Raw genomic sequence first — 16,409 nt, 5'->3', positions numbered from 1 at the left:
GTTATTATTGGTTTTATTTCCATAATGGATTGGTTAATCTTGATTTAATTTATATCAAACAAACTTATTTATCATCAATTATATTTGCATTTAATGCAAATCCACAATCAAAATTTTTATCAATATTATCAACTTTTCCATCTTTAGTAGTAGCTGTTCCAGAATATTTTAGAGTTGTTTCATTATCTTTGATTTCTATATCTAGTTTAATATCAGATGTTTCATAATTTTCTCTTATATATACACAAAAGAATTCATGCTGCATAATAATATGATTAGTTTTCAAGTCTATAGATGCAGCAGGGTTAGCAATTCCAGTTGGCAAAATACTTATATGTGGAGCTTCAATTTTAATGCCTTCTTTTCCTGTAGGACCATCGCTAATTTTAATCATCACTTCAGGATGATATGAACACCAAAAATAGTATCCTCCAATACTACAAACCATGAATATAATAATACCAAATATGACTAAATTGATTTTCTTTATTTTAAATTCTATATAGTTTTTCATTTAAGACCATCCTTTCTTATTCTCTAAAATGACCAACTTAATTGATTAAACGTATAACCTAACTACTCTATATGTTAATTTTGATTCCACTATTTATTAGTATAACAGTTACTAAAAATATCAAATAATTTTCGTTGTTTCCTCAACATCTACGATTTTTCTTACGATATTCACTAGGTGAACATCGGTTCATTTTTTTAAATGTTCGGGAAAAATGATCAACATTATGATATCCAACAATATCACTGATTTCATTAATCGGTAATATTGTTTCACTCAACAATGATTTCGCATGATCTATTTTAAATTGAGATATGATTGTTGTAAAATTCATTCCTAGATACTTAATAAATAATGTACTTAAATAAGATTCATTATAATGAAATTTGGTTGCTAACTCCTTCATTGAAACAGTCTGATAATTTTTCTGTACATACTCTACGATTTCAAAGAATAAATCATTTTTCTTGTTTTGAAAAATTTTATATGAATGAACAAGCTTAAAATTTCTAAGTATTGTAATAAATAAAAGATGAGTATGTTCAATGACTGCCTGATTAGAATAAGAATCTTTATAATTTGTTTCAATGTAAATATTTTGAATGATTTCTCGCATATCATTTGTATTTTCTGATTGAAACAAAAGATAGTTTGATAATCCTTTAGAATCATGAAGCACATTTCTAATAAAAATAGATATCAAATCATATTTTGTAAATGCATCAAAAAACAATTGTTCAAAACTACTGTTGCGAATATATATTGTCATAACAACACTCTCATCATCTTCAGTATAAATACGATATTTTGAATGGGGTGCCATAATACAGATTTCACCTTTTGATAATAGTTTGACTTCTTCTTCAAAAATCAGACAAGCCTTCCCACTATAAACATAATGAATATCAAAACAATCATGGGGATGAATGACTTGTTCTTTATATGTCAAATGCTTAATTGCAAATACATCTAAATCACTAGGTATTAGACGTGAATCAGTATACATATGATTTGTACAATTATAATAATTAATATCAATTTGGGTATGAGCAATACAATTTAAAAATTCTTCCTCACTTAGATTCATTCTTTTTTTTAAAACATTCTTTTGAGTTGTATACATTTTCTTTGAAATAGCTTTTTGAAGAGCTTCATGAAATGAACAAGGTTCCCCTGTTTTTTTGATATGTGAAGCCATTAAATTATGAATATCTTGATATGCCACATAACGATCAATCATTATTTCACATCCTTTCAAATCTAAGAAAATGTCGGATTTATATAAAGATTATAACATTCATTTTATTATTAATAAAGACTATAATGATGTCAAGCTAGCTGAAAAAATTACAAAAGGAGGAAATTATGAAAAAGGATTTCTTATGGGGTGGTGCTACTGCAGCCAATCAATGTGAAGGAGCATTCTTAGAGGGTCATAAAGGATTAAGTATTATGGATGTGATGACAAATGGCTCAAAAATACATGAAAGATTAATAACTGACGGAATAAAAGAAGAATACTATTATCCTAATCATGATGGCAATAAATTTTATGAACATTATCAAGAAGATATTGCCCTTATGGCAGAAATGGGATTTAAATGTTATCGAATGTCAATTGCATGGACTAGAATATTTCCTAATGGAGATGAAGAAAAGCCTAATGAAGAAGGTTTGAAATTTTATGATAAGGTGTTTGCAGAACTCAGAAAATATCATATTCAACCAATCGTCACCTTATCTCACTATGAAATGCCTCTTTATTTAGTTAATGAATATGGTTCATGGCGTAATCGAAAAGTAATTGATTTCTTTATTAAATATGCTTATACCGTTATGGAAAGATATAAAAATGATGTATCATACTGGATTACTTTTAATGAAATTAATGCGATTGAATTTATGCCTTACTTTCCAGCTGGATTAATCATCAAAGAAGATGAAAATCGTGATCAGGTCATTTATCAGGCAGCTCATCATATGTTAGTTGCAAGTGCAAAAGTTGTCCAATTAGCACATCAAATCAATCCTCAAAATAAGGTTGGATGTATGGCTTTATTTGGTGTGAATTATCCAAGAACTTGTCATCCTAATGATGTTTTAAAAGCAGAATTGGCAAATCAGGATTTTTTGGGAATTCCTGATGTTCAAATTCTAGGATATTATTCTGATTATCAACTTAAACAATATGAAAAGAAAAACATTTGTTTAATCATGGAAAAAGAGGATGAAGATATTTTAAGAAATGGAACAGTTGATTTTTGTTCATTTTCATATTATATGTCAATGGTTCAAGGTGAAAAAAGAGAAGGAGAAAATCATGTGAAAGGAAATATGGTTGCTGGATTAGAAAATCCTTATCTTCCTACCAATGAATGGGGTTGGCAAATTGATCCAGTTGGTTTAAGAATTACACTTAATTATTTGTATCAAAAATATCGCATTCCTTTATTCATAGTAGAAAATGGTTTAGGAGCTCAAGATCAATTAACGGATGATGGACATATTCATGATAATTATCGCATTGATTATCTGAAAGCACATCTTATTGAAATGAAAAAAGCAATTGAAGAAGATGGTATTCCTTTAATTGGTTATACAATGTGGGGTTGTATTGATCTTGTTAGTGCTGGAAGTGGCGAAATGACAAAAAGATATGGTCTTGTCTATGTAGATAAAGATGATTTAGGAAAAGGAACATATCAAAGATATCGAAAATATTCTTTTTACTGGTATCAAAAAGTTATCGAAACAAATGGAGATATTTTAGATAAGGAGGATTAGAAGATGAGATTAATTATTCGTGCAGATGATTTAGGTATGAGTGATGGGGTCAATTGTGGAATATATAAAGCCGTCAAAGATGGTCTCGTTTCAAGTGTTGGCTTAATGCCTAATATGCCTGAAGCCAAAAATGGTTATATGAAAATCAAAGATAAACATCTATGCATTGGGCAACATACCAATATTTGCTTAGGAAAACCTCTAACAAACCCAAAACTTATTCCTTCATTGGTTCAAGCTAATGGCGAATTCTGCTCAAGCCAAGAAATACGCGCAAGAGGAGAAGATAGAATTGTTATTGAAGAGGCTGAAATTGAAATCGAAGCACAATTACAAAGATTTATCGAAATCACTGGTCAAAAACCTGACTACTTTGAAGGCCATGCAGTAGCATCTCCTCATTTCTTTCAAGCATTAGAAAACATTGCACATAAATATAACTTATTTTATGTGAACCCAGTTGATAAAAAATGGGCTCAAGAATTTCAAATAGAATGTGCAGACTTCTATCATCTTAATCGTCATCATGAGTATAATGTGAAACGTTATATTCTAGAAGATGAAGCAAATATATTAAATAAAAAATGTGCTGTTTTAGTATTTCATCCAGGATATTTGGATCAATATGTTCTAGAGCATTCAACATTTACAACATTGAGAGTCCAAGAAACAGCATTTCTTTGTTCAGATGAATTTAAAAATTATATTAATGAAAAGAAAATCACTATTGTTGATTTTATAAATTATAAGGAGTAGAAAATGGAAAATAGTCAATTTATTCAAAAGCTTTCTATTATTGGAGAAAAGCTTGGTAACAATATTTATTTACAAGCAATATCACGTGGTGTTATGGGAATTTTACCAATTATTATCGTTGGTTCATTTGCCAGTTTATTTATGGGATTACCTGTTGCACCATGGCAATCTTTTATTCAACAGACAGGTTTAACAAGTGCTTTAGGGGCAGTTGTTGCAGGAACAACCAATCTTTTAGGTTTGTATATGACTTTTAGTATTTGTAAGTCTTTGGCTGAGAATCTTAAAATCAAAAATAAAATCACACCAATTTTAGCATTAGTTGTTTATGTTATACTTCTTCCTACTACAGTAGCAAACGACACAGCTTTTCTAAGTTTTGATTTTTTAGGCACAAAGGGAATGATTGTTGGAATTTTAATTTCAATTATTGTTTGTCATTGTTATCAATTTATTACCAATAGAAATATAACTATTAAAATGCCTGAAGGGACACCTACTTATGTATCTGATTCTTTCGTTGCTTTAATTCCTGCTTTCTTTATTGCTATTATTGCAATGGCTTTAAGAATGATGATTACTTTTACACCATATGGTGACATCTTTAATTGCGTTTATTCAATCTTGCAAATTCCTCTTACAGCTTTAATTGGTGGTAGTTTATTAGCAAATATGTTATTTACTTTCTTAACTCAAATCAATTGGTCTCTTGGAGTACATCCTGGATATCTTACAGGTATGACTGCTCCTGTATTATTTGCTTTAGATGGAATGAATCAAGCACTTTATGCTCAAGGAAAAGAAGTTCCTAATATTATTGGTATGGCTTTTTCTTATATCACAACAACAGCAGTCTTTTATCCTGCGATTGCCATTGCTATTTTACTTTTTGCTAAGTCTCAAAGATTAAAAACAGTTGGTAAGGTTGCAGTTGCTCCAGCATTCTTTGGAATTAGTGAACCATTAGTTTTTGGTTTACCAATTGTTTATAACCCTATGATTCTTATTCCTTGGTTGTTTGTTCCTATCTTAAACTTTGGTATTGGATATATGCTTACCTCTGTTCATCTTGTTGCAAAATGTGCAGGTGTAACAGTCTTTAATATCCCAATGATTTTTACTGGTATTATGAATGGAAGCATAAGTATTGCAATTATGGAAATTGCTTTATTTGTCTTAGATATTCTTTTATTTATGCCATTTATTAAAATTATTGATAAAAACTATATCAAAGAAGAAATGAAAATCGAGGAATAAAAAATGATAGATTTATATGAATATCCAGATATTGATTTTCCAAATGGATTCAAGTGGGGAGCTACAACGGCTGGTCAACAAATTGAAGGAAATAATCAATCGTTTCATGATGAAGAAAGTCTTGCTCCACAATTTGGCTATGGTGGAATGCCTTATGTGATGGCTGGAAAAGCTTGTAATAGCTATGAGATGTATGAAGATGATATTCAATTATTAAAAGACATGAATTTAAATATTTATCGTATGTCTATTGAATGGTGCCGTATTGAACCCAATGAAGGAGAATTTAATCAGGAGGCTATTGAACACTATTTTAAGCAACTATCTCGATTAAAAGAAGAAGGTATTGAAGTCGTTTTAACTCTTCATCATGTTTCTCATCCAGTATGGTTTCACAACAAAGGCGCATTTAAAACGACTGATAATATGGATGCATTTATAAGATATGTAGAACATGTTGTTCCTATCTATAAAGATCTTGTTGATTACTGGATTGTTATTAATGAAATGAATATATGTTTTGAATATGATATTGAAGAAAGAATTAATCTTCTTCAATATCATGCCAAAGGTTATCATACAATCAAAAAATATACAGATAAACCAGTAAGTTCTACCCTATCTTATTCTTTTAAGGTTCCTTATAGAGGCAACTATGATACACCAGATAGAATAATGGCTGAATATATTGATTATCAAGAAAATGAATTTTTTATCCATGCTATAAAAACTGGGGAAATTGTCATGCCTTTCTATGATGCCATTTATATGCCAGAATTAAAAGATACATGTGACTTTTGGGCATTAAATACTTATGTAAGACAATTCATTAATAGTCGAAAAGCTATGTTTCGTTTTGACAATCGAACAGCAACACACTTTAAAGCTCTTGATATTCCCTATTTCACAGAAGAAATCAATCCTGATATTATGCTTGAAATGTTAATGCGTTTTCATGATAAACCAATTCTCATTACAGAAAATGGAATAGCTACACAAAATGATCAAAGGCGAATTGAGTATATTGCTGCAATGTTACAAGCCATGAAACAAGGGATTGATTTAGGTGCACATGTTATTGGTTATATGCATTGGTCTTTGATGGATAATTGGGAATGGGGAATTTATGAGCCAACATTTGGCTTAGCTTCTGTAGATAAAGAAACTTTTAAAAGAACAATTAAGCCTAGTGGCTACTTCTATGGTGAAATTAGTAAAAATAATGCTTTAACACAACATATGATTCAAAAATATTATAAGAAATAAATATATTTTTATCTCCCTAAAAATAGAATCATCATCTATTAAAGTATTGAAAATTTCAAATGATAGCACAAAAACGAAACACTTTTTAACTTCACAGTAAAATATAAAGACAGTGATATTATTATCACTACCTTTTGCAAATATAGTAATTAAAATTCAATAACTTTGGGCTCTGTAGTAAAAGAATAAATAGTTGCTATAGCATGTTCAAAATAGAATACTGTCATGAGATTATCATCAACTGTATACATACTTTTCAGCGATGCTTCATTTGCATTCATCATAGATACACGGGCTTCTCGACGTAAATCTTCTTTCACTTCACCCTCAACACGAATCCATGTCCCTTTATTCATACCACAAATCTCAACTTTTTTATTTTTTATCATCTGGTGATACACTTTCTTTTGATTGTTGGTAACAAAGTAAAGTTTACCATCATAGTCACAAACAGCACCAAACGGACGGACATGTGGCTGACCGTCTTCCTCAGTAGCAAGATAAAATGTACCACAAGATTTCAAATACTCTAAAACTTCATTCATTGTCAAATCTCCTTTCAAAATTATGGGTTGTTATTCCCTCTATTTACAGGTATAATTATAATACATAAGAACAATAGTACAAGTACGATATTTAATGATACTGGTATCAGAAAGGAACGTAAGAATGGAAAAAAAGGAGTTATTTGGGCGTTGCCCATATGTCACAGCACAAAAAGTTTTAACAGGTAAGTGGTCTATGTATATTTTATATCTTTTATCTAATGGTGCTATACGATTTAATGAATTGCAAAGACGAATGCCAGAAGAAATGACACATACAACTTTATCTCGACAATTAAAAAAACTTGAGGAAGAGGGATTGATTATACGAACTGAATACCAGCAAATTCCTCCTAAAGTTGAATATAGTATGAGTGAAATAGGAGAAAAATTTAAAGATGTATTATCTGAACTCGAAGTATGGGGAAATGAATATATTGAATATTTGAAAAATAAGAAATAATATTTATTTAATCTCAGTATTTTCTAAAGAAATCATCTTATAAAAAACACCTATAGAGAACGCAGTATAATAAAAATACGGCATTCACTATAGGTATTTTTTATAGATTAACTATTTGTCAGGTTGTTGTCCATCATGTGCTTTCCACATACATTCTGTAATTTCCATATTTGAGAAAATAGCCTTGAATGATGAATCTTCTGGAGAACAAGCATAAATACCAAACTTTATATTTTCATTTCCTTTATGCATATGACAAATTCTCATTTGTTTATATACAACTCCATCTTCAGAACATTCTATACAATAATCATCTTCTCTTCGACTAAATCGATACCACATTGACTTTATACTTGCATCAATTTCTGTAGTAGCCCAATCAGAATATCCATCATTTGTAACTACACTGCCCAAATGTTGAAAATCTTCATTTTCATATTCTATAGAAGCTTTCAGTCAATTTTCACTATCTAAATACATTACAATCCCACATTGGTCAAACCTATGATGACTATCATCAAATTCTGTTTTAACTACAAAACTAAAGAACTTTTTGTCACTTTCCATTTGAAATACTGGTGCATTATCGTTTTGAAAATGATAATATGTTTTCTGCCATAAATCAGTATGTGGTTTTGTAGTCATCTCTACCCCACAATTGACAATTTTATAATCAAGTGGATCTCTCGTCCACTTAAACTTACTTATATCCATAATTATTCCCCTCTATAAATTCTATTTGATAAGGATATTATACATTTATTTGAAAAAACCAACAACAAGATTATTGTCATAGCCAAAAATTTTGTATTTTTTCTATTAGTATTAATCTAACTCAATAGTCATTAAATAGAAAAAGTTAATCATTAATGAAAGTAGTACTATACTTCTTTCTCTTTTAAATCTTTATTCAAATATATATTAGAATTGTAATTTCACATAACTATTTAATAAAAAAAGTACTAAGTTATTTTTAACCTAGTACCTTTATAAATATATTAAATTATAATACAGTTTTACTAATTAAATATTTCTCAGATAACATTTTACCATCTTTCATTTTAATAACTTGATTTTCATGACAATTGAATATTGGATCATATTTTTCAAAATACAATCTTTGTAGTGCAATAACTACTATATGAATCATTTTTTCATAATCATTAAATTCATCATAGCCCTCAAATTCTATATCTTTAATAGAAACTTTATATTCAAATAAATAAAATTGACTATTTTCAATAAAATTATCAATAATAGCATCATCATCTATATCATATTCATATATATATCCAAAAAATTCAGGACCACCTAATGCAATATTATAATAATCAATATCTTCAATATGAGTTCCAAATGCATAGCCACTAAATGAATAATCAGCAAAACGGTAGCCAAATCTATCCAATAGATATTTGTTATCTATAATGTTAACCTCTTTAGTGTTAACATACATATTTATATGTTGATTATATTTAAATGTCAAATCATATGTTTTTAAGTAATCGGATAATGATGTTTTTTTCGTTAACACATCAATCAAGCTGTAACCATTATTATCATTATCTCCATATAATCGTCTTGATAAATGAATAAATAATATCTGATCTATATCTTTTGTAAGATATTCTTTAACGTAGGATTGAAAATAATCATACTGATCATCCAATATCATAATTCGTTTATTTTCCTGTACCTTGTTACAGCAATCTTCAAGTAAATCATCTAATTCTTTAAGATTGATATTTAATACCTCACATATAGATTTCTCCATTGTTTCTTTTGTTGCTGTATTGATATACATGTATTCACCTCCTAATAAATTTTAATAATCATTGAATTTAATCTCTTCTAAATAAATCTCTAGTGTAGACTTTTCATTTTATATTGTTCAAACAGTACTGCAATAAACATAAATCATTTCAAGAATTTAATACCACACCAAAACATACTTTAGATAAATCATAATTTAATCAAATTTTCAGTTCTAAATTTTGATATAGTTTATTGTACTTAAAACATACCAATTCATACATTCAATAAAATCCCGATTACTTTTATATATTATTCAATATTCTTCTATTTTTTCAAAGCATATAACATTTTATTTACCTAGGTACAACAATCTCTTTTTTCCATCGAATATATTTGTTTTTTAATGATCCTAATAAAAGATTTTTAAAACGTATTTTAATTTGTTTTATGCTGCTATTTTGTTCTGCTTTTATAGATTCATTTACATAGATGATGTAATTACTATTTATTTTTTCTTTTTCATAGTTAATAAATGCATTTGGAATTATCAACATATCTTTACAATCAGAATTTTTATATTCATTTATTAACATTTTCCTTTTTTGCAAATGTATATAAATGTACTCTTTTTTTGTGATTTCTTTATTTTCATCAACATAATACCCATATAATTTCCCATTATTCCATGAAAATATATGAGGAAGATGCCCACTGTTTACATCCCAACATCTTTGAAAACCAGGAACATCTACTCTCATATCTGCAAAATCAATATTATTATATGTTTTTATATTAGATGCAATAGCAATCTTAGTCATTCCTAATTGCTCATCAAAATGAGTAGGATAACGTGTTCTATAAGCTTCCTTAAAACTATAAGCTTCTTTAGCAAGAATGACTCTCCATAAATTATTCATTTTTTTATTATTTTTGTATAATGTTAAATGTCCTAATTGATATATTTTTTCGTACAGATTTAAAACTTCACTTGTAATTTTTGAACTTAAATTTCCGAATATCAAATCTGAATCACAATGTCCCCACCAATCATAATTCTTTAAATAATCAGAAAAAATCAGACCATACATTGGCTTATAATCACATAATTTATATGGTCTATTTAAAATAATTTTAAAATCAAAAAATTTCTGTACCTTATTGACAATGTCTTTGAATTCACAAATATGCCATTTTATATTTTCAGAACAAGTATACACATTTGTATTATCTGTAAAAATTAAAAAATCAAAATCTTTATTCATCTCAGCAGATTTGATCCATAACTGAAAATAATTGGGTAATTTACCAAAATATGGTAAAATTATTGCAACTTTAAATTTATTATCCATTTTTTCTCCTTCCTAAGTTATTCATTACCTTTTGATATAAAAATCACATTTAAATATTCTCTACATACCATTACAAAACATTTTATTTTACTTAAAAAGTCTAATTTTAATTCTCTATCAACCACTATTGGCCAGTACCAAGCATTAAAAATTAGCTGACTTATTAATTGGGCTATCACGAGGCCAAATATTCCTAAATTATAAAATTTTAATAAAATTAACGATAAACAAAGACAAAATATAGAAGAAAAGACAAATGATTTAGTATAATATAATCTATTTGTCCCTGCTAAATACCATGAATAACAATCTCTATATTTTAAGATGAATTGATAAAAAGCAATCTCAAATAAAACTACAATATCCACTATTGCATTTGGTCGAACATATTGCAATATTGGTATGACAACTATGACTATTCCTGTTATTCCTAAAAAGAATAACAGAATATATATAGTCATCGAAAATGAAAGATATTTCCTAATATAATCAAAATTCCTATGAGTATATGCTTCTTGAAAAGATGGTTGATATGAGGCAAATAATGCAGTAGATATTTGACCAACTGCCGAAGTTAATTGAACAGCCAAACTATACTTTCCAACTTCTGTAAGAGTCAAGAAAGAAGCACATAGTAATGTTGTCGCTTGATTACTTATATAGTTAGATAAAGATACAACACCTTCTTTCCATGCATTGTGCCATACAATTGTAAATGTATTATATATTTCCTTTTTTGTAGGATTAGGTTCGTTTTGCATTTTCTCACCTATATTTGAGTACTGATAAAATATCCTTTTACATGTAAACCTAAAGATTAATCCACTAATAATATAAGCTATAGATGCACTAATAATTCCTAAACCACAATATAATAATATAACAGTCATTACCATTTGTACTATCTTTGTAAAGGTCCTGATTTTATTAACAGCACCAATTTTACCAATTCCTCGTAAAAAGGAATCAAAATATCCATATAAAAGATTAAAAAATATTCCCAATGCATATAAAATCCAAGCAACTAAAATTATTATATTATTATTTAAATAAGAACTAATTGATAAAATATATATGCTTCCAAACAGTGCAAGCATCATAAATGCAACAGATGAAATAATCGAATATATAATTTGGCAAGTTTTTATAACTTGTTTCATTAGCTTATAGTTTGTTTTGCTGTTTTTTTCAGAAATAACCACATCCTCTTTTTTTAATTCGTTGACACCACTCCAACAATATGCAACATTACGAGAAAAGATAGAATTAAATCCAAAATCAAATAAATTTGATATAGCACCTAGACTAATAAAAACATTCCAAAGTCCATACATATCTGTATCTAGAAAAGCTATAAGAAATGGAATTAAAATAAAGTTTGAACCCAAAGAAACTATTATTCCTATATAATTCCAAATCACATCTGATTTAGTAACTTGTATTTTCATATCAACACCTTGCTTTCATTTTATATTTTTTTCCAAATAGCCAGACATATATTATTGCCATCATAAATGGTACAACTGAAAATAAATCTGTAATCATAAACATTACAAGTGATTCTAATATAAAAACATATAAAAGATAATATTTTAGATTACTATATTTCAAAAGTTTATGATATATTAAATTACATATAAAACCATACATACAACTAAATGACATAACTCCTATAATGCCAAAATCAACATAGAAAAACAAAAAACCTGTGGTACAAAAATTATAGAGATTTCCTCCATCATTAATATATATTAATTCTGTTTGAATCACCTCTAAGAAATTCATCGCTTCTTTTATTACTGTTAATGAGTTATTCATTATTAGACTATAAAATTTATCTAACAAATTAAAAATACCGTATAAAGTTGCCGCACCATAAGTTCCAAATTTATGTAACTGTATATACTTAATTTTTTCACTCATGTTGATTGTACTCCCAGTAATATAGCGGTACATTGATTTAAAAAAGTCATAATCATTATTTACACTTGCTGAACGCACATTTGAAATTATAGCTATAAAAAACACCACTATAATTGAAAAAAAAACTATTTTTTTTAAATTTTTATTACTTCTTATACTTCGTTTATTTAATAGAAAGCATATTAAGATATTCATAGCAAAATAAACAAATGGTAATCTCGCACCATTAGAAAAAAAATAAATTACAGTTGCTATTAAAGTCAATATAAGTAATAATGATTGTCTGTTTACAAAAAATTCATAGCATGCTATTGGCATTAAAATGAAAAGAACAGGTATAGAAAAATATGTATATAATAATGACCAAAAATGTGACTGTGACATAATCGTGTCCAAATCCATGTACCTCAATGAATATAGATTATTACCTTGCAATAAATATCTAATAGAATTTGATGCATACATAATTTCAAATATTATTGCTATTATTATTAAAATTATGAACCTATTATAATACTTTGATATACCCTGAAAAATATTATCAAACCTTATATATTCATTCTTTCTTATCTTGACTTTAAATAACGCTTTATATAAAACTCCACCTAAACAAAAAAATATAATACCAATTATTATAATTGTTATTGCCTCATCACTTGGTGAATATAGATCATATAATCCTAAATTTGTTAATAATAATAAAAGAAAAAAAGAGAATGTGAATATACATTCTGGATTAAAAATACTTTTTTTAAAATAAAAAATAGATAAAAAAAAGCACAAAAGAATTCCTATAATTAACATAATTACCCCCTATATACCAATTATAAACTTTCTTGATATTACCTAATTACTTCTTTAATTAGTTCCGCAAACAGTTGCTTTGATTTATCAAGTTTATAATTATTGATTAATTCTTTTGAGTTCTTTGTTAATTGCCTTCTTAAATTGTCATTTTCAATGGCAATAACAATATTTTTTAACATTGCTTCCTCATCTTTAGGCTCAGACAATAAACAGTTAAATCCATTCTTTGCATATTCTTCTACTCCTAAACAGTTAGTTGAAATTAAGCAACATCCACAAAACAAACTTTCTAATCCTGTTAACCCATATCCTTCAACAGAGCTTGTACACAAAAAAAATGTATTTCTATTATATATTTGAACAACTTCTTTTTCAGATGCTTTTTCAATATAATTTATCCAACTGGGGAGAAATTCTGGTCTTGGAATACTTCCAAATAAATCTGCATTTAATTCTGGATATTTTTCTTTAAGCGTTTTTAATATTTTCAAACCCATTTTACTGTTTTTTCTTTCATTGGTATGATATAACATTGCAACTGATAACTTAGGTCTTTCATCAATAGGTGTCATAATTTTAAACTTTGAATCATCCACTCCATTGGGAATATAAATAGCATCAGTTTTAGAATTTTCTTCTACAATTTTTTTGAGCCATTTTGAAACTACAATGTTAATAAAACCAAATGAATAAGTTTCTTTTACATACCTATCCTCCAATGACCAATTTTCAAAATCTTGTATAAAATATAATTTTTTATAAACATTATTTATTTCTTTAAGTTTTATAGATGTATATACACTTGTTGCAAAAATAATATCATCATTACAAAAATATTTTTTATTGATATTATAAATCGATTTTTTTTGTATAGTTTCATTTAACTTATACCATGTAGGTTCTAAAATGCACAATATTTTTCTTACTAAAACGCATATAAAACCGGGTATATTTTTGCTATTCTTTCCTCTGTTGCAATCATAAAAAATACACACCGCATACCCATTTTCCGACAAATAATTAGCATATGTGTATACCATTTTATATCCTCCAACTATTTTTTTCGTTATAGCCGGCAACACAAAAATAATTCTATTTGTTTTCATATAACTCCTTCTATTCTTTTTTATAAATTTATAAAATCTATTACCTCTTAATCTTCTTTGTCCCTTCGACTTTCAAATCAAAAAACAATAGAATATCTATTATATTCATCGTTTATATTTTGAATTTAGGAACACATAATATATTACATATTACTTTAATAATAAATATAAATTATTAGACATTCACAAAAGAAATACCAAATCTCATAATTTCTTTAATTTATTTCTTTTTCCCTTTTCCAAACTCACCTTTTTTATAATCAATCCACGCATACATCAACATTGATAATTTTTTCTTCTTCTTGTTTTCATATAGTACAATTAAAAATATATGTCTTGCTGTTTGTAAAAAATTTATAATAATTCTTTTGATAAAAGAATGAACATATTTTTTATTAAAATAAAATCTATTTCTAAACAGATAATAGTGTCTTATGGGATTATGATTAGGATGCATGTGTCCACTATCTTCACCTAATCTTTGATGTAATAATGAACCATTATATTGATATATAATATAATTTTTATTAATTAATTGCTGACATAAATCTATTTCAAATTTATCAATAAAATAATTTTCATCATATTTTATATTCTCTTGTTTAAGAATCCTAATGTTTAAAAAACTTCCTGATGTAATTACCCATTTTCTTTTTTGTAACTTTTCTTCTATCTGAACATTTGAACTATGATATATAACTTTTGGAGCCATTATTGCAATATTAGTCATATCTATATGATTGATTTTATAGATAATTCTTTTAATATCTTCTTTACTAAAAATACTATCCTGATCTAATGTACATAAATAATTCACATTAACAGGCATTTTACTTATAATTTTATTAAAAGCATATGGTAATCCCATATTCTCATACTCTGATAAATATATTATGTTACTGATATTTTCAAATTCGTCTTTATTACTATTTGACAATTCAGTATTATCAAAAACATATATATAATCAAATACTTGAGCATATTCCCTTATTCTTTCAAAAGCATTATAATCAGGGTTATATAAAGTTACTCCTGCCACAAATACATTACCACTCATTTTTCAACTCCATAATTTTATTAATCTTTGTATTATCGCCCCATACTGCTTTTGAATCATATGCTCTATCTGGAAATACACCATACTCCAATCTAATTTTAAAATCATTGTCTTTGATAAATCTCTCTACTCTATCTGATAGCTTTTCTGGATAACCTGAACATGCATTAATTATTCCATTGATTTCTGTCTGATTGACAACTGATGAAATCTGTTGACAGAACTCCTCATAGTCAATAAAATCCCATTGATTTATTCCTGTCGTAAAAGGGAATCTATCCTGTCCTTCTCTTTCTGCTTTTGTTATCTTAGAAAATATTGATGATCCATATTGAGTATTTCCGACAATATAAAATCCTCTTATCCATTGACATATGACTTTGTTTTCATTGCATAATAAAAAGACGCTTTTGCGTAAAGCATCTTTTGCTATTCCATATAAACTCTGTGGATTTGTGGGTGTATTTTCATTTATACTTCCTTCATAGAAACCAATCTCATGCATTGTACCTAATACAGCCAAATGTTTCAGCCCACTTTCTATCATCTGTTTTATAAACAGATAGTGTGATGATAAATCTTCTATATGACTGATTGCATTATGTACAAATCCATTTCTCCATGCCAGATGTAAAAGGACATCAGGTTCTTTAAAGTGTTCAAATGGATGAGAAACAGAAAATATATCACTCTCTATCAGTGTAGCCCTTTTGTCTACATTTTCTAGAGATAGATCAGTTGCTATTACCTGATGACCATCTTCAATCAATTGTTTGACAATTCCTTGACCTAAATAGCCATTGGCTCCTGTTACTAATATCTTCATC

Annotated in this window: 15 protein-coding genes and 1 pseudogene; 5 read left to right on the top strand and 11 right to left on the bottom strand. The window is 27.4% G+C overall.

Annotated features, from left to right (window positions below; all coding sequences use genetic code 11):
• Positions 1-64: 64 nt before the first annotated feature.
• Positions 65-514, bottom strand: coding sequence for a hypothetical protein (locus BN1865_RS05330; RefSeq protein ID WP_050636224.1), 450 nt, complete (start codon positions 512-514; stop codon positions 65-67).
• 142 nt (positions 515-656) lie between these two features.
• Entirely contained in the window at positions 657-1,754 is a 1,098-nt protein-coding gene (locus tag BN1865_RS05325) for an AraC family transcriptional regulator (RefSeq protein ID WP_050636223.1), read from the bottom strand.
• A 125-nt stretch (positions 1,755-1,879) separates the two neighbouring features.
• On the opposite strand from BN1865_RS05325, the gene BN1865_RS05320 reads away from it, so the two are divergent.
• Genes BN1865_RS05320 through BN1865_RS05305 form a run of 4 tightly spaced genes read left to right on the top strand, consistent with a single transcriptional unit; the run spans position 1,880 to position 6,577 of the window.
• Complete coding sequence (locus tag BN1865_RS05320) at positions 1,880-3,298, top strand: 6-phospho-beta-glucosidase (RefSeq protein ID WP_050636222.1); 1,419 nt, start codon at positions 1,880-1,882, stop codon at positions 3,296-3,298.
• Positions 3,299-3,301: 3 nt separating this feature from the next.
• Complete coding sequence (locus BN1865_RS05315) at positions 3,302-4,054, top strand: ChbG/HpnK family deacetylase (protein WP_050636221.1); 753 nt, start codon at positions 3,302-3,304, stop codon at positions 4,052-4,054.
• 3 nt (positions 4,055-4,057) lie between these two features.
• A complete protein-coding gene (locus BN1865_RS05310; protein WP_050636220.1) occupies positions 4,058-5,311 on the top strand; it encodes a PTS sugar transporter subunit IIC in 1,254 nt (417 codons plus the stop codon).
• A gap of 3 nt (positions 5,312-5,314) precedes the next feature.
• Positions 5,315-6,577, top strand: coding sequence for a glycoside hydrolase family 1 protein (locus tag BN1865_RS05305; protein WP_050636219.1), 1,263 nt, complete (start codon positions 5,315-5,317; stop codon positions 6,575-6,577).
• 149 nt (positions 6,578-6,726) lie between these two features.
• Here the strand turns inward: BN1865_RS05305 and BN1865_RS05300 are convergent, their stop codons facing one another.
• Positions 6,727-7,122, bottom strand: a complete 396-nt coding sequence (locus tag BN1865_RS05300) for a pyridoxamine 5'-phosphate oxidase family protein (RefSeq protein WP_050636218.1) — start codon at positions 7,120-7,122, stop codon at positions 6,727-6,729.
• A 124-nt stretch (positions 7,123-7,246) separates the two neighbouring features.
• Here BN1865_RS05300 and BN1865_RS05295 point away from each other — a divergent pair, with 124 nt between their 5' ends.
• Positions 7,247-7,585: a winged helix-turn-helix transcriptional regulator gene (locus BN1865_RS05295; protein WP_050636217.1), complete on the top strand. Its 339-nt coding sequence runs from the start codon at positions 7,247-7,249 to the stop codon at positions 7,583-7,585.
• A gap of 111 nt (positions 7,586-7,696) precedes the next feature.
• Here BN1865_RS05295 and BN1865_RS05290 read toward each other — a convergent pair.
• The 8 genes and pseudogenes from BN1865_RS05290 to BN1865_RS05255 form a co-directional block, all read right to left on the bottom strand.
• Positions 7,697-8,299 (bottom strand): annotated as a pseudogene (locus BN1865_RS05290) (DUF1349 domain-containing protein).
• Between the two features lie 289 nt (positions 8,300-8,588).
• Complete coding sequence (locus BN1865_RS05285) at positions 8,589-9,389, bottom strand: hypothetical protein (RefSeq protein ID WP_050636216.1); 801 nt, start codon at positions 9,387-9,389, stop codon at positions 8,589-8,591.
• A 304-nt stretch (positions 9,390-9,693) separates the two neighbouring features.
• Positions 9,694-10,689, bottom strand: a complete 996-nt coding sequence (locus BN1865_RS05280) for a DUF6625 family protein (RefSeq protein WP_050636215.1) — start codon at positions 10,687-10,689, stop codon at positions 9,694-9,696.
• A gap of 17 nt (positions 10,690-10,706) precedes the next feature.
• Positions 10,707-12,137, bottom strand: a complete 1,431-nt coding sequence (wzx, locus tag BN1865_RS05275) for an O-unit flippase-like protein (protein WP_050636214.1) — start codon at positions 12,135-12,137, stop codon at positions 10,707-10,709.
• A 1-nt stretch (position 12,138) separates the two neighbouring features.
• Complete coding sequence (locus BN1865_RS05270; RefSeq protein WP_050636213.1) at positions 12,139-13,416, bottom strand: O-antigen polymerase; 1,278 nt, start codon at positions 13,414-13,416, stop codon at positions 12,139-12,141.
• A 38-nt stretch (positions 13,417-13,454) separates the two neighbouring features.
• Entirely contained in the window at positions 13,455-14,525 is a 1,071-nt protein-coding gene (locus tag BN1865_RS05265; RefSeq protein WP_050636212.1) for a glycosyltransferase family 4 protein, read from the bottom strand.
• Between the two features lie 220 nt (positions 14,526-14,745).
• Positions 14,746-15,582: a glycosyltransferase family protein gene (locus BN1865_RS05260; protein ID WP_050636211.1), complete on the bottom strand. Its 837-nt coding sequence runs from the start codon at positions 15,580-15,582 to the stop codon at positions 14,746-14,748.
• Positions 15,572-16,408, bottom strand: coding sequence for an NAD-dependent epimerase/dehydratase family protein (locus BN1865_RS05255; RefSeq protein WP_050636210.1), 837 nt, complete (start codon positions 16,406-16,408; stop codon positions 15,572-15,574). The genes BN1865_RS05260 and BN1865_RS05255 overlap by 11 nt, the downstream gene beginning before the upstream one ends.
• Position 16,409: the final 1 nt, after the last annotated feature.

The sequence above is a fragment of the Candidatus Stoquefichus sp. SB1 genome (genome assembly GCF_001244545.1).
Classification (GTDB): domain Bacteria; phylum Bacillota_I; class Bacilli_A; order Erysipelotrichales; family Coprobacillaceae; genus Stoquefichus.
This window is presented reverse-complemented; position numbering and strand designations above follow the sequence as displayed.